Genomic DNA, 23,261 nt, shown 5'->3' on the forward strand with positions numbered 1-23,261 from the left:
ATGTCGGTCACAAAAGCGTTGCCACAGGACGTGGCGTTCTTAGCTTTTGTTCCTATTCTCAGGCGTCATGCTTATCCCCCAGGAAGCTTTGAATGCAGTTGCACTCGCCACCTTCACTCCAAACAACAATTTAGTTTGTATAATCTATTACACCGTAATTGCATTTTCAGCGCGTACTTGCTGTTGAATCAGTTGGCGATTGACTGCATTTAAGTATGCTTTTGCACTTGCTTCTAATACATCTTGTGCTGAATCGCGTCCTGTGGAGGTATAGCCATTGTATTTTAAATTAACGACCGCTTCTCCAAGGGCATCACGTCCTTTGCCGACTGATTGTACTCGGTAATCTAGTATGTTTACCTTTCCTCCAACAAGTAATTCCAACGTATTGAAGATTGCTTCGACTGAACCTGAACCTGTTGAAGCGAGTGTTTTCAACTCACCGTCAGGAGTAAGTACTGATGCAGTAGCAGTTGGGATATTTTCGGTACCGTACTGAACTTGAACTGATTTTAGTTCAAATAACGGAACATCTTCTATTGAAACTTGTTGCTCTGTTAAAATCGTTGTTAAATCGTCTTCCGTAACTTCTTTTTTGCGGTCGGCCAATTTTTTGAACTCAGCAAATGCTTTGTTCAGTTTTTCATCCGATAGCTCGAAGCCCATTGTTTCTGCACGGTCGCGGAATGCTGCGCGTCCGGAATGCTTCCCTAAAACTAATGGAATATCGTCTTCTCCTACAAGTGCCGGAGAAATAATTTCGTAAGTTTCTGGATTTTTCAATACACCGTCCTGGTGAATACCCGATTCATGAGCAAATGCGTTTTTCCCTACAACAGCTTTGTTAGGCTGAATAACAACATTCGTCAGGCGGCTTACCATTTGAGAAGTACGTTTAATTTCTTTTAAGTTAAGCCCTGTTTCAACACCGTAAAAATCTTTACGAATGTGAAGCGCAACACCGATTTCCTCTAATGCTGCATTTCCGGCGCGTTCACCAATACCGTTAATCGTACATTCTACTTGATCGGCACCATTTTGAACGGCTGCCAATGAGTTTGCTACTGCCATTCCTAAATCATCGTGGCAATGGGCAGAAAACTTAATTTTTTCTGCACCGATTACGTTTTCACGTAAATAGCGGAATAATGCGCCATATTCTTCCGGCGATGCGTAACCAACTGTATCCGGAATATTAATTGTTGTGGCACCTGCTTTAATTACTTCCTGGCAAATGCGTACTAAAAATTCTTTATCGGAACGGAAGCCATCTTCTGCGGAAAATTCTACAAGCGAGAACTTTTCCTTTGCGTATTTCACAGCGGCTACTGCCTGCTCGACTACTTCATCCGGATTTTTCTTTAATTTGTATTCCATATGAATCGGGCTTGTTGCGATAAATGTATGAACATGTGGTTGTTCTGCATGGCGAATTGCTTCCCAAACTGCGTCGATGTCACTTTTCACGGCACGCGCTAAGCCTGTTACAATTGAATTTTTCACTGTTTTTGCAATTAACGAAACAGCTTCCAAGTCACCTGGAGATGAGGCAGGAAATCCCGCCTCAATAATTGTGACACCTAAACGCTCTAGTTGTTTTGCGATTTCCACTTTTTCTGCTGTATTTAAATTGATACCAGCAGACTGTTCACCATCGCGCAATGTTGTATCAAAAATGTCAATTTTTCTCATATTATTTCACTGTAACCTTTTGTTTTCCTTTGTTGATGAATGGCATCATTGCGCGTAATTTTTCGCCTACTTCTTCAATTTGGTGGTTAGCGCCAGCTTCTTTAAACTTCGTATATTCTGGACGACCCGTTTCATTTTCTTCGATCCAGCGTTTCGCGAAAGTACCATCTTGGATATCTGTTAACACTTCTTTCATACGTGCTTTTACAGATGCGTCGATAATACGTGGACCTGATACATAGTCTCCCCACTCAGCTGTATCTGAGATTGAATAGCGCATTGTCGCCATACCGCCTTCGAACATTAGGTCAACGATTAGCTTTAATTCGTGTAAAGTTTCAAAGTAAGCTAATTCTGGTTGGTAGCCCGCTTCTACTAATGTTTCGAAACCTGCTTTTACAAGTTCAGTTGTACCACCGCAAAGTACGGCTTGCTCACCGAATAGATCCGTTACTGTTTCTTCAGCGAATGTCGTTTCAAGTAATCCACCACGTGCTGAACCGATTCCTTTTCCGTATGCAAGGGCTAAATCACGTGCTTGACCAGTTGCATCTTGATAGATTGCAAATAAACCAGGTACGCCTGCACCTTCAACAAATTGGCGACGTACTAAGTGACCAGGACCTTTTGGAGCTACTAGGAACACGTCAACATCTGCAGGTGGTGTAATTTGACCGAAGTGTACGTTGAAACCATGTGCGAACATTAACGCTTTACCAGGTGTTAAGTACGGTGCGATTTCTGCTTCGTAAACTGCTTTTTGACGCTCATCTGGAAGTAGGATTTGGATTACATCTGCTTCTGCTGCTGCCTCAGCAACTGTTTTCACTTCTACGCCGTCTTCTTTTGCTGCATCATAAGATTTACCTGGACGGATACCTACTACTACATCAAAACCTGATTCTTTTAAGTTAAGCGCATGGGCATGGCCTTGTGAACCATAACCGATAATCGCGATTTTTTTCCCTTGTAATACTTGCTCGTTGATTTCATTTTCATAATACATTTTAGACATTTTCATTTCCTCCAATTAAGTTAAATTATATATTTTTTGATATACGGGCTTCAGATGACATCCTCCGCCCCGTATGGAATGCCGGTTATTTTAAAATTGAAAGTTGTGGACCTTCGATTTTTTGTGCTTCACGTATCGACGCTGTTGCGCCAGTACGTGTTAATTCTTTAATGCCATATGGTCTAATCAGTTCGATAAATGCATCGATTTTTTCCGGATGACCTACAACTTCATATGTGACAACATTTTTTGACGTATCGACAACTTGTGGTCGGAACGGCTCAACAATTGCATTCATTTCCATTCGCATATTCGGTGGTGATACTACTTTAATGAGTGCCAGCTCACGAAGAACGATTGATTTTTCTGTAATATCATTTACTTTTAATACGTCAATTTGCTTCGATAGCTGTTTAATTAACTGTTCGATTTTATTTTCATCTTCCACATGAACGATGAACGTCATTTTCGAGAAGTTCGGCTGTTCTGAGTGGCCAACTGTAATTGATTCAATATTGAATTGGCGTTTCATTAACAAACCTGTCACTCGATTTAATACTCCGCTTTGATTAATTACTGTTACTGTGAGCACACGTTTCATGGCTTTTCCACTCCAATCATTTCATGTAATCCTTTTCCTGGTGCGACCATTGGGAAGACGCTCACGAGCTGTTTCACTCGACAGTCAATTACGACTGGTTCATCTGAATTAATTGCTTCGGCAAAAATTGCTTCTGCCTCCGATAAATTATCAATTCGATAGCCCTTTACTCCATATGCCTCAGCAAGCTTTACGAAATCCGGCTGAATCGGCATAAGACTTTGAGAGTAGCGCTCTTCATAGAAAGTTTCCTGCCATTGACGTACCATTCCTAAGCAGCTGTTATTCAAAATGACAACTTTTACAGGTAAATTGAATTCTTTTAATAGAATCAGCTCTTGGTTTGTCATTTGGAATCCTGCATCACCTACGATGGAAATAACCTTCTTATCAGGTTTCGCAAATTGTGCTCCGATTGCTGCAGGGAATCCGAAGCCCATTGTTCCTAATCCGCCTGATGTAACCCAGCCATGTGGATTGTTTAAATGATAATATTGGGCTGCCCACATTTGATGTTGACCAACGTCAGTTGTGACAATTGCGTCGCCATCCGTTAATCTATGGATGATTTCCATTGCTTGCTGCGGTAAAATTTCCTCACCCGCATCTTCATACCAAAGTGGATATCTGTCGCGACTATCATTTAAGTAATCCATCCAATCCGTCGTATCCGGTCCTTGGAAATCTTTTTTCAATAATGCATAAAGTGCTTCTTTTGCATCCGCTACAATCGGAATGTCTGTCGGAACATTTTTCCCGATTTCTGCTGGGTCGATATCAATATGGATAATCGTCGCATTCGGCGCAAAAGTAGCTAATTTTCCTGTCAGGCGATCGTCAAATCGTGCCCCGATATTGATTAATAAATCGCATTTTGTGATGGCATCATTAGCGGTTGCATAACCATGCATTCCCGCCATACCAAAGAACTGTTTATGTTGTCCATGTATACTTCCTAAACCAAGCAATGTGTTTACAACCGGTAAATTATATTTTTCAATAAATTCAGTCAATTGTTCACAAGCATCTGCGAATAATACACCTGCACCTGCAAGTACTAAAGGTTTTTTAGCTAAAGTAATGGCCTGGATCGCTTTTTGAATTTGTAAATAGTTCGGTTTTGTCGTTGGTTGATATCCTGGTAAATAAATATCTTCCGGTGTTTTTATATCCTCAAGGAAAACAGATTGTGAAATATTTTTAGGGAAATCAATAACTACCGGCCCTTTTCGTCCTGTATTCGCAATATGGAATGCTTCTTTAACGATTCGTGGAATATCCGCTACATCCTGTACCTGATAGTTGTGCTTTGTAATTGGTGTAGTAATCCCCATAATATCTGCTTCCTGGAAAGCGTCCGTACCGATGACTGATGTGGCTACCTGACCTGTAAAAATTACTAGTGGAATGGAATCAATCATCGCATCCGCAATCCCTGTTACAAGGTTTGTTGCCCCTGGTCCAGATGTTGCAATGACTACACCCGGCTTATTCATGACACGTGCATACCCTTCTGCTGCGTGGATAGCACCTTGTTCATGTCGTGTTAAAATATGGCGAATCGGGTTACGGTAAAGTGCATCGTAAATCTGTAATACAGCCCCACCTGGATAACCAAAAATAATTTCTACTTCCTGGTCATGTAATGCCTGCACTAAAATATCGGCACCATCTCTAGATTTAATTACTTGTGGCTGTTCCTCAGGCATTTCAATTTCTTTACTGATTGAAACATTTGTACTCATTTTTTAATACTCCTTCCTTTTAAAAAACTTTATATGTTAACTCATGGACGTTTTTTAGATAAAAAGAAAAAGCCTCTTATATCCGCACGCAAAAGAAAACCTCTTACGTAGGGATGAAAAAGACTTTTCATGGTACCACCCTTATTTATAGCAAATACAACAAAGGCCTTTAAAAGACCGATGTCCACCTTGCTACCTCGTGAACCGCTTTGACCTCTCTATTACCAAATTCCATAAGAAATTTGTGCAACTAATAAAGAGAACGATTCATTAATAACGAGCATTTCGATTATGCCCGGAGCTATCTAATGGCGAATGCGTTTAATAGCTCACTCCGAGGGGATGTCGAATATAGTTGTATCACCGGCTTCCACCAGCACCGGCTCTCTGGTAAATACAAGACTCTATATTCTTTAACCTCATCAACGATTTATATTATTCTTTTTATATTTTCATTACGCCGCCTTGGGAAGCATTCGTTACTAAAGCTGAGTAACGTGCAAGCCAACCGCGCTTAATTTTTGGTTCAAATGGTTGTAAGTTTTGACGACGCTCTGCAAGAACTTCATCAGAAACTTGTAAATTAATTGTTCGACCTGGTAAATCGATTTCGATAATATCTCCATTGTTTACTAAAGCGATTGGACCGCCTTCAGCTGCCTCTGGAGAAATATGACCGATGGAAATTCCGCGTGATGCGCCTGAGAAACGACCATCTGTAATTAAAGCTACTTTTGTTCCCAATCCGCGTCCTTGGATCGCTGATGTAGGAGCAAGCATTTCCGGCATACCCGGACCACCTTTTGGCCCTTCATAGCGAATGACTACTACGTGACCTTCACGTACAATGCCTTCATCAATTGCTTTTTGTGCTTCTTCCTGTGATTCAAATACGATTGCCTCACCTGTAAATGTTTTAATAGAAGGGTCAACAGCACCTACCTTAATAACAGATCCTTCAGGTGCGATATTTCCGAATAGAACGGAAAGCCCACCTACAGCACTATATGGATTATCTTTTGTTCGAATAACCTTATCATTCGTAATCTTGTAATCTTTTACAAGTTCTCGCATCGTTACGCCTGCGATTGTTGGACGATCTGGATGGATCGCACCTGGAATTTTCGTTAATTCATTTATAATTGCCTGTACGCCACCTGCTTTTGCAATGTCATCCATCGATATATCCGATGCCGGCATAATTTTCGCAATATAAGGCACGCGTTCTGCGACTTTATTAATATCTTCAATGTTATATTCGATTTCTGCTTCATTCGCGATTGCCAATGTGTGAAGTACTGTATTTGTTGAACCGCCCATTGCCATATCCAATGCAAATGCATCATCAATAGCCTCTTTTGTTACGATATCGCGTGGTTTTACGTCTTCTTTAATCATGCGTACCAAGTGTTTGGCTGCTTCATAAATTAACTCTTTTCGCTTATCACTCGTTGCAACAATTGTACCGTTACCTGGTAAAGCTAAACCTAGCATTTCCATTAGACAGTTCATTGAGTTGGCTGTGAACATTCCTGAACATGATCCGCATGTTGGACATGCATTGTTTTCAATATCAAGAAGTTCCTCTGCTGACATCGTTCCTGCCTTATGTGCGCCGACTCCTTCAAATACACTCGTCAATGATAATTGCTTACCAGTTGAAGATGTACCAGCTTCCATCGGACCGCCAGAAACAAATACTGATGGTACGTTCGTTCGCACAGCTGCCATTAGCATACCCGGTGTAATTTTGTCGCAGTTCGGAATGTAAAACACGCCATCGAACCAGTGTGCATTAATAACTGTTTCGGCTGAATCTGCAATAATTTCCCGAGATGGCAATGAATAACGCATGCCGATATGACCCATTGCTATTCCGTCATCAACACCGATTGTATTGAATTCAAATGGAATACCGCCAGCTTCTATAATGGCATCCTTTACAACGTCTGCAAACTGACGTAAATGCACATGACCTGGAATAATATCAATATATGAGTTACAAACACCGATAAACGGCTTCTCTAAATCCTTCGCCTTTACTTTACCTGTAGCATATAAAAGGCTACGGTGTGGAGCTCGGTCAACTCCAAGTTTGATCATATCACTTCTCATATTAAACGCCCCTCAACGCAAAGCTTTCACTCTTGTTGTTATATATTTCGCTTCCCAACAATTAAAAGTAAGAATTTTCTAACTTTTTATTGTAAAGGGAACCGATTTTGTCACATCATTCATTTAACATGTTTGTGTGCTTGAATGATGTGGTGTACTAAATTGTTGTTATCATAGTACGGAATGAGTGCTACCGTCAACACTATTTTTTGAATTTTTTATACAATTCTAAATGTTTGATTTTTTTGGAACCGTTTTCATAGTGATTGCTGTGCCTTTTATTCTCTTTCAGTTCGATTTTTACAAATTTGAATTTTTAAAAAATTTAATTTATTTTTATTTGAAAATGGTATTGAAGCTTATTATAGTACTTGACCTTAAAGCTTACATCTCTTGTTAGCATTGTCGTTAACCGGATGAAATGATTAACAAAAAAAACAATAACCTAGCAAACTGATGCTAGGTTAGGAGTATCCCATTTTATTAGAGTAGTAGTAATTCAATTGCAAAGTTCATGATTATAAAGCTGTGGATTCCTACAAAAATAAGTGCCTGACGGTTTAATTTCCTCATTAATGCCTGATCCATCTTATCCACCCCGTTTAATTTTTGATATTCTTAATATACATTACCTAACAACATAAATCAAAATATTTTGAATATTTAGTCAACATTTTATTTTATCATTATTTCTTTCATCATGGCATAATAGCTTTATAACATCTCAAGGAGGTTAATTATGGTAAAAAGAGCATTGATTGTAATCGATTATACGTATGATTTCGTCGCATCTGATGGGAAATTAACTTGTGGAGCTGCTGGGCAAGCCATTGAACAGGATATAAGCTCGTTAATTAAACAATTTGTAGAAAAAAATGAAGTAGTCGTTTTTGCAAATGATTTACATGAAGAAAATGATCCTTACCACCCTGAATCGAAATTGTTCCCGCCCCACAATATTAGAGGAACAGAAGGCCGTGACCTATATGGATCAGTAAAGGACATGTATGAGAAATACAAAGAACAGGTCATTTCTTTCGATAAAACCCGCTATAGTGCTTTTGCCGGCACAAACTTGGATATCCTTCTGCGTGAGCGAAATGTTGAAGAAGTAGTTCTTGTCGGAGTTTGTACAGATATATGTGTGTTGCATACAGCCGTTGACAGCTACAACCTTGGCTATAAGATCACAATTCCAGAAAAGGCAGTAGCTAGTTTCAATGAAGCAGGACATGCTTGGGCGCTGCAACATTTTAAAGGTTGTTTAGGCGCTACCATTCTTTAACAACCTTAGCATAACAATAAAAATGTTTAACCCTTCAGAAGAAAGGAAATAACTAACTAGATGCAATTATCATTCATTAATCTCAGAAGGAGTTGGACATTTATATGATGAGTTTCATTTGGTTTTTAATTATCGGAGGTATTTTAGGTTGGTTAGCAGGAGTAATTCTAGGTAAAGACGTTCCAGGAGGCATTATCGGTAACATCATTGCAGGTATTGTCGGTTCTTGGATCGGTAGTATGTTATTAGGAAATTGGGGATGGAGAGTTTCTGACTTCTATGTATTCCCAGCATTAATTGGTGCTATTGTATTGATTTTCATCGTAAGCTTCATTTTACGTTCTATGCGAAAAGCAACATAATATCCACCAAATTTTCAAATAATCTGTGCATCTAAGTTTTTAAAAAGTGTGACTTCACGTCACACTTTTTTTATTTTGTATCACCCATTGCAATTTGCTTCAATTGCTCACCATAATCTCGGTATTGTTTGTAGTAATATAAAACATCTTCTACATAGGCATCGCTGTGATTATATTGAAAAACGGCTTTTTTCAGTTCCCCATTTCTTACTCCGGCAATCGATAAAAACTTTGCCGCACTAAAAATCGCGTCTTCTATGTCAAACGGATCTGCAATACCATCTCCATTGGCATCTACCCCATATCCACCATATTTTTTAATTACTGCTGGATTCGTTTTATCCTTTTCCGGAATCTCCCCTAAACCTAAGTCTTTACATGACGGGTGCTTCCAACCGACAAATGTACAAGGCATAAATTGCATATGCCCTTCTGCTCCCACAGGGGAAATAAGCGTTCTCATTGTAGAAAAACGTGTTTCTACTCGATGATGTGCAGCAAGAAGTGTCCATGGTACATTATACTTTTGTTCCGCCGCTACGTAGACAGGTATGTACTCGATCGGGATTTCTAAATCAAATTGATCCTGAATTTGTTGGTAGACCGACTTTTCGGTAAATCGTTCGATAAAAGGCAATCCACGAATTTGCTGCCAACTAAAAAAAGCAAATATGTATATTGTTAATGATATCGGAATGAGTAGTACGATTAAGTAAATTTTTACTTTAGGTGATAATAAAGGTTGTTTCTTTTTGCTTTTTGCCATAGCCGCCACCAATCTTTAACTGATTAAAACCCTACTATTCTATTCATTTTACTAAATTTCAACTCTATTTCATAGTTGATAATCAGATAGACAATCGTTACAATAGAAAACTGCATTAATTATTGATTATAGGAGTTGTTGAAGATGTGGAAAGACTTTAAGGAATTTGCGATGAAAGGTAATGTCATCGACTTAGCGGTTGCAGTTGTAATTGGATCTGCATTCGGAAAAATCGTAACATCTTTAGTAGAAAATATTATTATGCCCCTTGTAGGGATGCTTACAGGTGGAATTGATTTAAAGGATGAGTGGAAATTTGGTTCAGGTGAGGCACAAATAGCACTTGGAGTATTTGTCCAATCGATCATTGATTTTCTTATTATTGCGTTTGCCATTTTCATGGCTCTACGCCTATTAACAAAATTAAATCGGAAAAAGGAATCGGAAATTGTAGAAGAGCCAAAACCGGAACTTGATACGAAGGAAGAACTTTTAAAAGAAATTCGTGATTTATTAAAGAACGAACAAGCCAAATAATCAAATCTTAAGTAGAAAAACTAAAAAAGCCATGAAATGTTATTGATTCAACATTTCGTGGCTTTCATAATGAATTTTAACCATTGCTCTTTTAACTCTCCCCCGTGTTATTAATCAAAGTGACCTACCATTCTTCCTAAAGTTAAAAGTACACAACACCAAATAATTGCACTGATGCCTACATAAATCGCATAGGTTTTTAATCTCATCTGAGAAACACCAAAAAAATAGCCTGTAACATGCCGTATACCCGGTATAAAGAAACTGATGACAATAGAAGACGGGCCGTACTTATGAATCCATTTTTCGGTCTTTCCTATTCTTTTATCTGTTAATCCAATCCACCTTCCAATTCGCTCAATTAAAGGACGACCCGCTTTTTTCCCAACATAATAGCTGAACATCATCCCGAGAAACGTGCCGATAATGCAGACGACAAGAGAATAGGTGTAATTCAGCGTGCCGATTTTAGTAAAATACCCTATCCATAAAACGAGTAATTCATCAGGGATTGGGAGTCCAAAAAGCCCTAATGAAAGAATTACAAAAATAGCCAAGTACCCATATTGCGACACAAGCTGATTAAGGACTTCCATTTGGCAGTTCCCGTTCAATCATGTGCTTTTTTAGATGTGGAAATGTAATGTGGCTCATCATCCAATACACTAGTAAACATAACGCAACAGCTATATGGTATGGCATTATAACAAAGGCTGTTCCAATGAAACCCAATGCTGCTATTAGAAATACATGTATCATTATATTACCTTCTCCTCTTCGTTGATTTCGAAATCCACCTGTTTATTTAGAAGGCATGCTGCCAAAATTCCTTATCCTTTATAAGTATATTGCTAGATTTTCTTGTTTCACGTGTTATTTTCACTATGTATCAATCATAAAATGTGGAATTACTTTACGGTAAAGAAAAAGGGGGGAAAAATTTGGGGGATTAATTGCGAAACGGTCTAATATTAAAGATCATCGTTTATTGTCAAACAGAAATGTCGATTGGCGTCGAACGTTTTTGGAAGTATATGCAACTGTTTTAGCAATTATTTATAAATGCCCATTGGCTTACAGCAGCAAAATTATTACAGAATAAAAGTTGCAGACTTGCGTTATTGTTCTTTTTTACACGTTTTACTCTCCATTTCGTTAATTCCTACTTTCCGCTATTGTCCCTTTCAGTTGTTCATGTTAAATTGATTTAATAATCGATCCATTTGAAATGTTTCGTAAATTAAGTGTAAGGAAGTGTTTTCATGTCACAGCGCTCTATAGAAACTAAATTAGTACAGCTTGGAAATTTAAGTGATGCAAAAACAGGAGCAATCAATCCTCCGATTTATATGTCAACAGCCTACCAGCATACAGGAATCGGTGAATCTACGGGCTATGATTATACACGTACAAAAAATCCGACACGTTCTATTTTGGAAGAAGGAATTGCAGAACTTGAAGGTGGAGATGCTGGGTTTGCCTGCAGTTCAGGAATGGCAGCCATTCAGCTTGTCATGTCATTATTTAAACCGAATGATGAACTAATCGTACCAGAGGATTTATATGGTGGGACGTACCGACTGTTTAAAACATTTTCAGAAAATTACAACATTAAACCTGTCTATAATGCGTTTACGAATGTAAATGATGTAGAAAGTGCAATCAATGAAAATACGAAGGCGTTGTTTATCGAGACACCTACGAATCCTTTAATGCAGGAAATTGATTTAGTTCAATATGCAGCATTGGCTAAAAAGCATCAATTACTTTTAATTGTGGATAACACATTTTATACACCTTATTTCCAACGTCCGATTGAATTAGGTGCGGATATTGTTTTACATAGTGCGACGAAATATATTGGCGGACACAATGATGTATTGGCAGGACTTGTCGTTGCAAAAGGTACAGAGTTGTGTGAGAAACTAGCCTATTATCATAACGGAATCGGAATGGTGTTAGCACCGTTGGATTCGTGGCTGCTTATTCGCGGATTGAAGACTTTGCATCTTCGTCTGAAGCAGCATGATGCAAATGCGAAAAAAATTGCAGATTATTTAAAGACTGAACCACTTGTTACGGATGTGCTGTATACAGGAAAAGGCGGGATGCTTTCATTCCGAGTGAAGGAAGCATTGATGGTCAATCCGTTTTTAAAAGCAATGAAACTTATTACATTTGCAGAAAGCTTAGGCGGCGTGGAAAGCTTTATTACATACCCTGCCACACAGACTCATGCCGATATGCCGTATGAGGAGCGTGTAGCACGTGGAGTATGTGACCGATTGCTGCGTTTTTCTGTAGGGATTGAAGAAGCGGATGATTTAATTGCCGACCTTCAGCAAGTTTTCGATACGTTACGAGGTGAATTTGCATGACAAGTCGCATTGAAACAGCACTTATTCACGGGGCAATTCGTGAAGGCTATGCCGATAAAAAAGGTGCAGTAAATGTACCGATGTACCTTTCTTCCACTTTCCATCAAGAATCAATCGATGAATTTGGCGAATATGATTATGCCCGTTCCGGTAACCCGACACGTGCCGCATTGGAAAAGGCTATCGCTGAACTGGAAGGCGGAAATCGAGGTTTCGCCTTTGCAACAGGCATGGCTGCGGTATCTGCATGCTTTATGACTTTATCTGCCGGTGATCATATCGTTATTACAGAGGATGTCTACGGAGGGACGTACCGTTTTGTCACAAAAGTATTGCCTCGCTATGGAATTACCCATACATTTGTAGACTTTACGGATATTGAGGCTGTTAAAGCAGCAGTCCGTCCTGACACGAAATTAATTTATATGGAAACACCATCAAATCCAACATTAGGCATTACGGATATTCGTGCTGTTGTCGAGATTGCGAAACAACATGGTGCGATGACATTTTTGGACAATACATTTATGACACCTTTGCATCAAAAACCGCTTGATATGGGTGTTGACGTAGTCATTCATTCTGCGACGAAGTTTTTATCAGGACATTCGGATATTGTGGCCGGTTTAGTCGTAACAAAGGATGAAGAGCTCGGCAATCAAATTTATTTCGTCCAAAATTCTTTTGGGTCTGTATTAGGTGTACAGGATTGCTACACGTTAATTCAGAACATGAAAACAACGGCTGTCCGATTCAATGAAGAATCACGTGTTGCGATGCGTATTGCACAGTTTTTACATGACCATCCGTTAGTGGAAAAAGTGTATTACCCTGGTCTTCCCTCTCACCCTGGTTATGAGATTCATACAGCACAGGCAACTTCTGCCGGAGCAGTATTATCGTTTAGTTTACCGAACTATGAGATTGCCAAAGCGTTTGTTGATGCAATGAAGATTCCCGTTTTTGCTGTCAGTCTTGGTGGTGTTGAATCGATTTTATCGTACCCTGCTAAAATGAGTCATGCGGCAATGGAGCCGGAAGAGCGTGCGAAGCGTGGTATAACAGATGGCTTGCTGCGTTTTTCAGTCGGTTTGGAAAATGAAGATGATTTAATTGAAGATTTCACGCAGGCGTTACAAATTGCTGGAGAAATAAAATAATATAAAGGTCAATAAAATCTATGTACCCGATTTTATTGACCTTTTATTTTGCCGTTATTCTATGTTTAACGCCGTTACATACGTAGCGCGACTCTCATTCCAATAGCCTACAATTTCCAGAATGATGGGCCCTGTTTCCTTTATTTCTTCCAATGAATGATACGTTGAGGTGATGCCCGATTCATTCCAAATATTGAATTCCACCTTTGTCGGTTCACTATCAAAAGTAATCTCAACCGTTTCATTTAGATTCACATCTATTCCCTGAACTGCCTCCATCATTTGATTCGGCGATGCGTGGTCTGTCATAGTTGTAGTCGTTTCTCCGGTTGATGCATCAAATGAGCTCCAGGAATATGCCCCTTTATAAGTTTTAATTGTTTGATCACCAATTACTAAGTTTATATTTGGAATTTCAAGCTTAGTAGATGCTTCTGTAGTTTTTTCAACTGACAGCAAATTAATATCAAAATCTCCATCACACCCTGTAAAGTTATAATCGATTAAAGAACCTGTCACAACCTCATCCAATTTTGTGCATTGATAGTTTTCAACCGTTTTACTTCCAAATGCATCTTCCCGGTTATCAATTTCAATCGCAAAATGCTGTCCGTCATATTCAATTGTCCAGTAAATCGGGTCCCCTTCGATTGTGTAACGGATTAATTCAAGTAATGTTTCGTTATTTGCTTCGATATCTTTTAAAAACTGTTCAAACAGTTCTTCATTTTCGATCTGCCCGTGTCTATCAATGACCTGCTTTTTATCACTTGTTTTTGTTCGAAGCAGTTCTTTAAATGGTTTGCCAAATTCAGCATTCAGCCGTCCATACCCTTCTGTTTCAACATTACTTAGAATCGTCATGGACTGATCTTGCTCATACCAGATTCGGTACTCATAAATACGTTCAGGCAAGTTTCTCTCCAATTCAATAAATAATCTTAATACTATATCTTCCTTCCTTGCCATTTCGGCTTCAACGTTTGGCTCCCATTTTGTCTCGGACAAATAATCCTGGATGTCATCAAGCTCCTCTTTATCAAAAACCATGATCTCTTCTGTCCCAATATTTTTATCGCTAACTACCCGTTCAATTACCGCGCGCTGAATTAAACTTGAATCGTTCTGTTCAACTGTACATCCTACTAACAGCAGCAACACCGCAAATACAAGTATTCTTTTCATTCCTCGTCCTCCCCTAGTTGTGTTAGAGCTTTACGGATCTGCTCATCATATGGAGCGGTAACATTTAAATTTTGTTCATGGACATAAAAAATGAGCATTGTATTTTGCTCATACAGTTCATAAGAGACGACATTTTGTGAGGCAGTTTTTCCGTAAAATTGCTGCCTCGCTTTTGAACGATCTTTGCTCCGATTAAATGTATATACCGAGAGTAATTTATCATTCAGTAAATACGTTTTCGGCTTTTCCCCATTTAAATCCTGCGTGAAAATCGATTTTTCTTTTTCCTCCATTACTCTTATAGGCACTTGCAGTTCCTCCAGCGCTTTAATAAAACCGGATTGCTGTGGTGAATGACAGCCACCTAATAAAACAAAAATGCATACAATCAACCATTTTCGCATTCGTCATCCCCCTTTCTATATTGGTCGAAGGAAAAGTAAAAAAGTTACAATTTATTTTATTTCGAATTCGAGATATTTTCGTTGCATTAATATCATTTGAGTAGTAAAGTGATAATTAAGAAAGGACGTGTACGATGAAGAAAAATACTTTAGGATCTCTTATATGGCTTCGTATGATGCGTTTTACTCATGAAAGTAACAATCTTTCAAATGAGTATTTAAAACAGTTTGACTTAACGACTGCGCAATTCGATGTACTTTTGCAAATCTCCATATTCGAGCCGATTACACAATCCGAGCTTGCAGAGAAAGTAACGGTGACACAAGGTGGTATTTCCCGAATGCTTACACGTCTTGAACAGGAACAGCTTATTACAAGACATCAGGACTGGAAAACGAAATTTATCTCATTAACACCAAAAGGCAACGAAAAGTTAAACAATGCTTTTGAAGCCCAGCTCGCCTTTCAATCTTCTTTTTTTGACGAAACATTAACAAAAGAAGAACAGAAAATATTATATAAACTGATTTCCCGTGCTCAAAAAAATAGTGAACATCGGAGTAAGTAAAAATTGGAGGAAACATATATGTATACAATTCCAGGACATCATCACATTTCCATGATCACAAAACATGCACAGCAAAATAATACATTTTACCGAGATGTTCTAGGGTTGCGCCGTGTAAAAGTAACAGTTAATCAAGATGAAACTTCCATGTATCATTTATTCTACGGAGATAAAACAGGCAGCCCTGGTACCGAGTTATCATTTTTTGAAATTCCACTAGTCGGACGCACTTACCGTGGTACGAATGCGATTACGAAAATCGGTTTAATCGTCCCTTCTGAAGAAAGCCTGAACTATTGGGTAAAGCGATTTGATGAGTTTGGTGTAAAGCATGAGGGGCTCTCTACATTTACGAACCGTCCTGCTGTGCTCTTTGAGGATGAGGAAGGTTTACGTATGGCACTGATTGCCGCACCCAATGCAAAAGTTCCTCATTGGGAAACATATGAAAAGTCAGTAGTACCATCTGAACATCAAATACAAGGTATGGGTCCTGTAGAAATGACCGTAAAAAATATGGGGAAACTCATTCGTACATTAACAGAAATATTTGGTTATGAAGTAAAGGATCAGACAGAAACTACTGCCCTTCTCCAATCCGTTAAAGGTGAAATATTTGGTGAGATTTTCATCAACGAACAGGATGGTGCTTCCGAAAAACCAGGTCGAGGCAGTATTCACCATTTGGCGATCCGTGTGAAAAATGACGAGGAACTCGCCTATTGGGATGAACAAGTAAAAAAACGTGGATTCATCTCATCAGGCATTGTAGACCGATATTATTTTAAAAGCTTATATTTCCGTGAATCGAACGGAATTTTATTTGAAATAGCAACTGATGGTCCAGGCTTTTTACGTGATGGCGATATCGAAACACTCGGGGAACAGCTGGATTTGCCGGACTTTTTGGAAGAGAACCGCGAAGAAATTACCGCAAAACTAAAACCGATTTTTTAAGGAGAAATGAATGATGGAACAATATCGAATTGATGAAACAAAAGGGATGGAATTTGGACTTTATACATTAGGAGACCATATGCCAAATCCATTAACAGGCTCTCGTATTTCTGCACAACAGCGTCTAAACGAGATTATCGAGGCAAGCCAATTAGCCGAGCAAGCTGGGATTGATGTGTTTGCTGTCGGTGAAAGTCATCAGCAATATTTTACAACACAGGCACATTCCGTTGTGTTAGGTGCGATAGCTAATGCTACGAAGAGCATCAAACTTTCCAGCTCTGCAACCGTATTGAGTGTAGCTGATCCGGTTCGTGTATATGAAGACTTTGCAACAATTGATTTAATTTCAAACGGCCGTGCAGAAATTGTTGCGGGTCGTGGATCACGTGTTGGCGCACATGAATTGTTCGGTGTGAGCTTACGTGATTACGAAGAAATATTTGAGGAAAAGTTAGCTTTACTAAAACAGTTAAATGACAATACGGTAGTCAATTACAGTGGTAAATTTCGTCCTGCTTTAAATAATGCCCATATTTTACCACAGCCATTAAACGGCTCCATTCCAATATGGCGTGCAGTCGGTGGACCTCCGGGAAGTGCCATAAAAGCTGGTTATATGGGTATTCCGATGATGCTAACAACATTAGGCGGTCCATCGATTAACTTCAAGGCTTCTGTTGATGCTTATCGTGAAGCGGCGGATCGCAGTGGCTTTGATGCGAGTACATTACCGATCGCAACGACAAGTTTATTTTATGTCGCAGAAACAGAGCAAGAGGCAGTTGACGGGATGCATCCATTTCTAAGCGGCGGTTTCCAGGCAATTCGTGGACAAGGCTACCCGCGCTGGCAAGTAGAACAGGCCCCTCGAGTAGAGGATGCCTTAATGGTCGGTAGCCCGAATCAAATTATTGAAAAAATGCTGTACCAATATGAACTGTTTGGAATGCAACGCTTCATGGCTCAAATTGATTTCGGCGGCGTTCCGTTTGATAAAGTAATGAAAAACATCGAGCTGATCGGCAATGAAATTATTCCGGCTATAAAAAAATATACAGCAAAATAAAAGTAGTGACAGCCGTGGTGGAATTGATGAAAACGTAAGTAGTTTATAAATATAAGGAGAATCCATTTGATTAAAATGGGTTCTTCTTTTATTTTTAATTAATTCAAGCTATCCATTCCATTAAAACCAGATCGTTGTTAAGATCTTTAATTCTCTTAAAACCGCATTTTTTATAGCTTGATATTGCTCTAACGTTATTACTTTTCACCTCTAATAGAACTTTGGAGGCACCTTTATTACAAAGGAAATTTAACATCATTTGTATCATTTTTGTCCCTATTCCTTGCCCCCATAATTTAGGTTCACCAATAAATTGATCTATTCCATAAATATTTTGGTTTTCTGGATAGCCGTACTTTTTCAATTCTGTTTCTTGAATCTCATAATATTGAATATAACCAATTGATTCATTATTGTATTCTACAATACAGGGAGTAACATAGTGTTTTCCGTCTATTCTTGGTCCGTATTTATTTATCACTCGTTCTAAATTTGAAGGTGGTTCTTCATAAAACTCTAGTACCTGCTGATTATTTAGCCACTTTACCATTAAATTAAAATCAGCCTTGTCCATATGTCGAATATGTAGTTCTTGATCTAAAATCACGCCTATTTTTCTCCCCTATTGTATTTGTATATTAAAAATATTAAAGCTTAAGTACTTAAATTTCCTCTGTATCTTGTAAATCTATTTTTGTTCTTTTAGTAATAAAAGCAGCTGTTCGTTTTGTTCAATTAGCTTATCCAATTTTTCACTTAAATCATTCGAATGTTAGAAAAAATTCATCGTCTTTTCCCCAACCATTTACTTGGTCATAAACTAATGGAATCATTGATTTACCTACTTTCTAGTTAAAATAATGCATTAATCTTCTATTAACTTATAATGGTTTCCAATCAAGATCTCTTACATCATTTTCGTTTGGTTTTCTTACAGCCCCAATACAACTTTCTTCACAAGCCCCAAATAAGACATAATTTTTCTGTGCCTTTCTTAAAGATGGTAGATTTGCGCCTCCCTCATAATCTGGATCATCATATTGAACTCCATCATCTTCCCAAAAACAGATACTACATATTTCAAATGTTCCTGGAGGTTCTTCATCTAAGGTTTTATAACCACAACAAGGACAAGTACATTTCATTTAATCACCTCAATATATATTTTCTTTATTTACAAGCAAGAATTCAATAACTTACCCATATTTTGATATAATAAAAGTAAAAAAATTGAGGGGGTATTATGAAGTCAGAAGGTAAGAAACTTACAAATGAAGAAAAAAATATGATTATTACAGAAGTTAATAAAGTATTGAACAGTGGCTTCCGAATATTAGGTTTTGATGGTGGAATGGCGTTTCCACATTACCCATATTATTTATATTTCGGGGATTCTGATAAAGAATTGAGACGGTATTCTGTTGGTATATTTACTATTTGGCTTGGGTATTGGAATTCAGGTTGCAGTTTCCGTTTTACTAAACAAAGTGAGTTATATAAGTATATTAAAGCTTTAGTTGAATACCAGGAAGAAATTGAAAAAGATTTCCCTGTAGTATTTAATTATCTTGTTTCCTTTTTAATAGAGCTTATCGAAAGTTATGATAATGCGGAGGAAAATCGGATGAAACAATATATTATTGAGATTGTGCATAAAGATTTTCTCGGTAAAAAGTCATATTATAGAGAAAAATATAGATATAGAATAAATTTTATTGAATTTCTAAAAGAGCTTAAAGTTCAGGATTATGATAAACCATATGACTAAAATGGAAACTACTCAGCTAAATAAAATGAATTTAACCATAAAATATACACAGGTCCTAGAGTTAAATAAGCGGAGGATTTACCCTTATTTGAAAAATTGCGCTCATTTCTATGAAAATAAGGGTAGAAATTCCGCTTATGGTACACTAACACCTCTATATTTTATGGATTTTTATGAAATAGACGGAATTTCTCCGTTTATTTTAGTGGTTTTTTTCTTTCTTTGCTTAATAAGCGGAGTTGCTCCGTCTATTTTGGTTACTTAGTAACAGTCTTAACGCTACCCAATAAAATAGCAATGCACTGCTCAATAGTCTACGTTGTTTCTGTTTCCACCTGTTCTTCCTTTTCGCGTAATTCTAATAATTTCCCGTATCTCATCATCTTATAACAGTATATGATAAACATAATAAATCCAATAATTAATACAATTCCTGCTATCACTACCGCAAATCCTACAATAATATTTTGAGTAAATTCAATAAGATACATCGATGTAATGACAATCCATAAGCTCCCTACAACTAAATGCTTCACCCTTTTCGTATATTTGATATAGGGTGTATTCTGTGCAAAGCTATTGAAGACACCAAACAGATAGTAGAAGTAAAGAAGTTGAATAATACTGGATATAAAACCATAAAGAAGATTCACTTCGGCTGGTGAACTCTCTACTAAACGATAAGCTATAGGCATTTCAATTAGTGAAATGAATCCTGTAATATACGAAAGCAGAACTGCGGTTTTATTGTACTTCGACTCGGCATATTTTTGAATTGCTCTTGCAATGATAATATAACCGATAATATCCGGTATAATATCAATTCCAAAGTTAAGGTCAATAATGATAAAAGCATACCCAATAAGTACCAGTGAAAAAAATCGACTCATTTATCTGTTCCTCGCTTCCATTACAAAATCGTTTATCCATTTTTTAGGAGGGAGTTCATATATGTATTGTGCAATTCCCTCGGTAAATGGTTCTCCAGTCGCAAATGTGCCGTGAACAATAATATTCTTATATCTAGAATCCCAAATACGGTAGTTTGGCGAGATGTGAATCGATAGCTTTTCGCCTTTTTCTGTATTGTATGGAAGAGTCAGCTGCTTATCTTCTTTATATAACTTAATATTCGCCAACGGAAATACCGTTTCTATTTCTTCTATAGTTCCAGCCTCTGTAATAGTAAATATTGTTTCTGATTCACCATCTGCTGTATCACTACTTTGTACTCCGACAAACAAGTATTCTTTATTCTTAGTAAGCACTTCCACTTTTAAAGGGAATTCCTGTTTTACACCATTAGAAAAAAATGCAATTGCATTTTTGTTGGAGGCAGCAGTTAATGTACTGTATTCATTTTCGTTTACTTTAAATTCGACCGAATGCAGATCATAATACGGATAGCTTTGTATAATGGAATCTCTTTCGTCAGTTTCTGGATTTATAGAAAAGTGATGCGGTTTTTTATACGGTACTAGCTTCATTTCGCCCACTTGAATAGATTCGAGTTCTATCTCCTCATTACGATTTGTAACATAGCTCATATTAATAAAGCTCTCTTCCTCCATATGCAGTGCCTGTGTACCAATTGGAAGAATAATAGGCTCTTCGATTTCCTTTTGAAGTAAAATCACACTGCTTGTTGTAAAAATAATGAACGTTACAGCAAGCATCAAAATAAAGCGTTTGCTCATAATTTCACCCCTCCCCGGTAAATTATACCATATTTTGGATATAGTGAGCTTTTTTATATAAAAAATCCCCGCAAAGTGAGCAACTCTTCGCGAGGATAATTATTTAAACAGTTTCTTTCTCGTGTGGTGCAACGGTTTCCCTCACCTCTTCTATCCTTCCTTTTGAAATGAGGAACCTTGCAAAAAATCAAGTATATACAATGTTCCACAAACTTTTATTTACGAACGTTATTTTGAATTATAAAATCAACTTGATACTAGATACATCTATACTGCATTAATAAAGAAGCGCCCTGGTGAAGCTTTTATTTCAAAAAAGTATTTTTCTTTCCTCTTCAAACCTTCTAATTTAACCCCTTTTCCAGAGGATATTGGAAATTCATCAATAATTACATCGCCCTTTTCATCTTTTACTCTTAGATACACATTACTATCACTATTAGCATCATTAATAATCTCCTTCTTCCAAAAAACGCTATCATATATCACATAATCTTGAGTATTAATCCCATCGGCAGAGAATCTAATACTTTGCCATTCTTCCCTGTCATTCGTTATATGTGCAATTGCTGTAACCTTTGGGAAAAAGAATTGATTAACAACCCCTACATCTTGTATTACTAGAGCACTTATTGTAGTAATCATAAAGGTCATCAAAATAGCTGTAATAACTTGAAATCGGCGCTTTTTGTTAATGAGGTTAAACGGTTTTTTCGCAACCTCTACATTTGTTTCGACTATTTGTATGGTGGGTTGCTGCATCAGTTGCATAGTTTTTTTACAATCTTGGCAATGCTCAATATGTTCTTCCACTGCTGCACCTGTTTCTTTACTACAAATTCTATCTATATAGGACGGCATCAAATCCTTTATAATATTACAATTCATCCAAATCCACCCTTTCTGCTAATTTGCATTTTGCACGATAATATGTAACCCTTGCCCAGTTTTCACTTTTCTCATAGATGTCACCTATTTCTTTAAAACTTAAATTCATAGTTATTCGAAGTAAAAAAATTTCAGAATACGGTTGTTGTAATTGCCGAATTTCTTGATGGATTTCACGTAGTGTACTTTCTTTAATCATTGCGATATCAGGCAAATCTTCTTTTGAACGGATATCTACACCTGCTTTAATTAAGTAATCAATACTCGTATGATTTCGATGCTTTGCCTTCTTTAAATAATCAAAATAGCTGTGCTTAGCAATTTGACATAACCAAACTGAAATTTTGCATTCGCCATTGTAACGATGAATCGATTTAACCGCTTGATAAAACGTTTCCTGTGTTAATTCTTCTGCTAAATCCTCACTTGATGTTAAACAAAGAAGAAAAAGTTTTACTTCATTTGCATAGGATTTATAGATTTCACTTAAATCCTCCACTGAATACCTCCCTCCAACATCCTTAAATTGAGTTCACTTATATATAGAATGAAACAAAGATTCGTTACAATTAATGCTAAATTAATTTAATGAATTATAATCTAATATGTATGGAAAATTCCCAAAGCGTCGTTTCGGGACATAAGCAGCTAAAATTTAACACCTTATTCAATTGAATGAATAAGGTGTTTAAGTGACACATTTAGGAACGTTATTTTGTATTGATTTGTAGTTAACTATTAAATTAGTTTCGAATAAATAACCATTGTTAATGGGATTGATGTACCCATAATACAAGTTAAAACAATTAAAACCTGTGTAGCACTTAAATTAATAAATCCAAGTGAGCCCCACGAGAGTTAAATAAGCGGAGGATTTACCCTTATTTGAAGAATTGTGCTCGTTTCCATGAAAATAAAGGGAGAATTTCCGCTTATATACGTGAAAATCTTTAAATTCTATGTTTTTTTACTCAATAGACGGAATATCTCCGTTTATTTTGGTGGTTTTTATTTTATTTTTTTTAATAAGCGGAATTGGTCCGCCTATTTTGGTTACTTCTCCTGGTT

At 37.5% G+C, this 23,261-nt stretch carries 25 protein-coding genes; 9 read left to right on the top strand and 16 right to left on the bottom strand.

Features of this window, described 5'->3' with window-relative positions; all coding sequences use genetic code 11:
- Positions 1-147: 147 nt before the first annotated feature.
- The 5 genes from NYE67_RS09810 to ilvD form a co-directional block, all read right to left on the bottom strand.
- Positions 148-1,692 (bottom strand): 2-isopropylmalate synthase, encoded by a 1,545-nt coding sequence (locus NYE67_RS09810; protein ID WP_340728004.1) that lies wholly within the window; start codon positions 1,690-1,692, stop codon positions 148-150.
- Position 1,693: 1 nt separating this feature from the next.
- Positions 1,694-2,707, bottom strand: coding sequence for a ketol-acid reductoisomerase (gene ilvC, locus NYE67_RS09815; protein WP_340729901.1), 1,014 nt, complete (start codon positions 2,705-2,707; stop codon positions 1,694-1,696).
- Positions 2,708-2,792: 85 nt separating this feature from the next.
- The gene (gene ilvN, locus NYE67_RS09820) at positions 2,793-3,308 is read right to left on the bottom strand and encodes an acetolactate synthase small subunit (RefSeq protein ID WP_191698894.1); all 516 of its coding nucleotides are present in this window, start codon (positions 3,306-3,308) and stop codon (positions 2,793-2,795) included.
- A complete protein-coding gene (ilvB, locus tag NYE67_RS09825; protein ID WP_340729902.1) occupies positions 3,305-5,053 on the bottom strand; it encodes a biosynthetic-type acetolactate synthase large subunit in 1,749 nt (582 codons plus the stop codon). Before ilvB ends, ilvN begins: the two co-directional genes overlap by 4 nt.
- Before the next feature lie 444 nt (positions 5,054-5,497).
- On the bottom strand, positions 5,498-7,168 hold the full coding sequence (ilvD, locus tag NYE67_RS09830) for a dihydroxy-acid dehydratase (RefSeq protein ID WP_191698892.1): 1,671 nt from the start codon (positions 7,166-7,168) through the stop codon (positions 5,498-5,500).
- A gap of 739 nt (positions 7,169-7,907) precedes the next feature.
- On the opposite strand from ilvD, the gene NYE67_RS09835 reads away from it, so the two are divergent.
- Positions 7,908-8,453, top strand: coding sequence for a cysteine hydrolase family protein (locus tag NYE67_RS09835; protein ID WP_340729903.1), 546 nt, complete (start codon positions 7,908-7,910; stop codon positions 8,451-8,453).
- A 104-nt stretch (positions 8,454-8,557) separates the two neighbouring features.
- A complete protein-coding gene (locus NYE67_RS09840) occupies positions 8,558-8,815 on the top strand; it encodes a GlsB/YeaQ/YmgE family stress response membrane protein (protein WP_340729904.1) in 258 nt (85 codons plus the stop codon).
- 70 nt (positions 8,816-8,885) lie between these two features.
- Here the strand turns inward: NYE67_RS09840 and NYE67_RS09845 are convergent, their stop codons facing one another.
- Entirely contained in the window at positions 8,886-9,581 is a 696-nt protein-coding gene (locus NYE67_RS09845; RefSeq protein WP_340729905.1) for a lytic transglycosylase domain-containing protein, read from the bottom strand.
- 144 nt (positions 9,582-9,725) lie between these two features.
- Between NYE67_RS09845 and mscL the strand changes: the two genes are divergently transcribed.
- Positions 9,726-10,118, top strand: a complete 393-nt coding sequence (gene mscL, locus NYE67_RS09850) for a large conductance mechanosensitive channel protein MscL (RefSeq protein WP_191698888.1) — start codon at positions 9,726-9,728, stop codon at positions 10,116-10,118.
- Positions 10,119-10,228: 110 nt separating this feature from the next.
- On the opposite strand, the gene NYE67_RS09855 is transcribed toward mscL, so the two are convergent.
- Both NYE67_RS09855 and NYE67_RS09860 read right to left on the bottom strand, forming a co-directional pair.
- Positions 10,229-10,714 (bottom strand): DedA family protein, encoded by a 486-nt coding sequence (locus tag NYE67_RS09855; protein ID WP_340728008.1) that lies wholly within the window; start codon positions 10,712-10,714, stop codon positions 10,229-10,231.
- Positions 10,701-10,877 carry a hypothetical protein gene (locus NYE67_RS09860; RefSeq protein ID WP_340729906.1) on the bottom strand — a complete coding sequence of 59 codons (177 nt, stop codon included), beginning with the start codon at positions 10,875-10,877 and terminating at the stop codon, positions 10,701-10,703. Before NYE67_RS09860 ends, NYE67_RS09855 begins: the two co-directional genes overlap by 14 nt.
- A gap of 503 nt (positions 10,878-11,380) precedes the next feature.
- On the opposite strand from NYE67_RS09860, the gene NYE67_RS09865 reads away from it, so the two are divergent.
- Both NYE67_RS09865 and metC read left to right on the top strand, forming a co-directional pair.
- Positions 11,381-12,496: a methionine biosynthesis PLP-dependent protein gene (locus NYE67_RS09865; RefSeq protein WP_340729907.1), complete on the top strand. Its 1,116-nt coding sequence runs from the start codon at positions 11,381-11,383 to the stop codon at positions 12,494-12,496.
- A complete protein-coding gene (metC, locus tag NYE67_RS09870; RefSeq protein ID WP_340729908.1) occupies positions 12,493-13,656 on the top strand; it encodes a cystathionine beta-lyase in 1,164 nt (387 codons plus the stop codon). The genes NYE67_RS09865 and metC overlap by 4 nt, the downstream gene beginning before the upstream one ends.
- A 54-nt stretch (positions 13,657-13,710) precedes the next feature.
- On the opposite strand, the gene NYE67_RS09875 is transcribed toward metC, so the two are convergent.
- Positions 13,711-14,841, bottom strand: coding sequence for a DUF4362 domain-containing protein (locus NYE67_RS09875; protein ID WP_340729909.1), 1,131 nt, complete (start codon positions 14,839-14,841; stop codon positions 13,711-13,713).
- Positions 14,838-15,245: a hypothetical protein gene (locus NYE67_RS09880; RefSeq protein ID WP_340729910.1), complete on the bottom strand. Its 408-nt coding sequence runs from the start codon at positions 15,243-15,245 to the stop codon at positions 14,838-14,840. Before NYE67_RS09880 ends, NYE67_RS09875 begins: the two co-directional genes overlap by 4 nt.
- Positions 15,246-15,379: 134 nt before the next feature.
- Here NYE67_RS09880 and NYE67_RS09885 point away from each other — a divergent pair, with 134 nt between their 5' ends.
- The 3 genes from NYE67_RS09885 to NYE67_RS09895 are packed head-to-tail and all read left to right on the top strand — an operon-like array spanning position 15,380 to position 17,840.
- Positions 15,380-15,814: a MarR family winged helix-turn-helix transcriptional regulator gene (locus tag NYE67_RS09885; protein WP_340729911.1), complete on the top strand. Its 435-nt coding sequence runs from the start codon at positions 15,380-15,382 to the stop codon at positions 15,812-15,814.
- A gap of 18 nt (positions 15,815-15,832) precedes the next feature.
- Positions 15,833-16,771 (top strand): ring-cleaving dioxygenase, encoded by a 939-nt coding sequence (locus tag NYE67_RS09890; RefSeq protein ID WP_340729912.1) that lies wholly within the window; start codon positions 15,833-15,835, stop codon positions 16,769-16,771.
- A 13-nt stretch (positions 16,772-16,784) separates the two neighbouring features.
- Positions 16,785-17,840, top strand: coding sequence for an LLM class flavin-dependent oxidoreductase (locus NYE67_RS09895; protein WP_340729913.1), 1,056 nt, complete (start codon positions 16,785-16,787; stop codon positions 17,838-17,840).
- 103 nt (positions 17,841-17,943) lie between these two features.
- Here NYE67_RS09895 and NYE67_RS09900 read toward each other — a convergent pair whose 3' ends face one another.
- On the bottom strand, positions 17,944-18,447 hold the full coding sequence (locus NYE67_RS09900; protein WP_340729914.1) for a GNAT family N-acetyltransferase: 504 nt from the start codon (positions 18,445-18,447) through the stop codon (positions 17,944-17,946).
- 274 nt (positions 18,448-18,721) lie between these two features.
- The gene (locus NYE67_RS09905) at positions 18,722-18,985 is read right to left on the bottom strand and encodes a CPCC family cysteine-rich protein (RefSeq protein WP_340729915.1); all 264 of its coding nucleotides are present in this window, start codon (positions 18,983-18,985) and stop codon (positions 18,722-18,724) included.
- Positions 18,986-19,083: 98 nt separating this feature from the next.
- Here NYE67_RS09905 and NYE67_RS09910 point away from each other — a divergent pair, with 98 nt between their 5' ends.
- Positions 19,084-19,608: a carbamoyl-phosphate synthase small subunit gene (locus NYE67_RS09910; protein ID WP_340729916.1), complete on the top strand. Its 525-nt coding sequence runs from the start codon at positions 19,084-19,086 to the stop codon at positions 19,606-19,608.
- Between the two features lie 314 nt (positions 19,609-19,922).
- On the opposite strand, the gene NYE67_RS09915 is transcribed toward NYE67_RS09910, so the two are convergent.
- The 4 genes from NYE67_RS09915 to NYE67_RS09930 form a co-directional block, all read right to left on the bottom strand.
- On the bottom strand, positions 19,923-20,498 hold the full coding sequence (locus NYE67_RS09915) for a hypothetical protein (protein WP_340729917.1): 576 nt from the start codon (positions 20,496-20,498) through the stop codon (positions 19,923-19,925).
- Positions 20,499-21,305: a hypothetical protein gene (locus NYE67_RS09920; protein ID WP_340728022.1), complete on the bottom strand. Its 807-nt coding sequence runs from the start codon at positions 21,303-21,305 to the stop codon at positions 20,499-20,501. It lies immediately after the preceding gene.
- A gap of 267 nt (positions 21,306-21,572) precedes the next feature.
- Positions 21,573-22,193, bottom strand: coding sequence for a zf-HC2 domain-containing protein (locus NYE67_RS09925; protein ID WP_336046293.1), 621 nt, complete (start codon positions 22,191-22,193; stop codon positions 21,573-21,575).
- The gene (locus NYE67_RS09930) at positions 22,183-22,692 is read right to left on the bottom strand and encodes an RNA polymerase sigma factor (RefSeq protein ID WP_340728023.1); all 510 of its coding nucleotides are present in this window, start codon (positions 22,690-22,692) and stop codon (positions 22,183-22,185) included. Before NYE67_RS09930 ends, NYE67_RS09925 begins: the two co-directional genes overlap by 11 nt.
- Between the last annotated feature and the right edge of the window lie 569 nt (positions 22,693-23,261).

The sequence above is a fragment of the Solibacillus sp. FSL W8-0474 genome, from assembly GCF_038004065.1.
Taxonomy (GTDB): domain Bacteria; phylum Bacillota; class Bacilli; order Bacillales_A; family Planococcaceae; genus Solibacillus; species Solibacillus faecavium.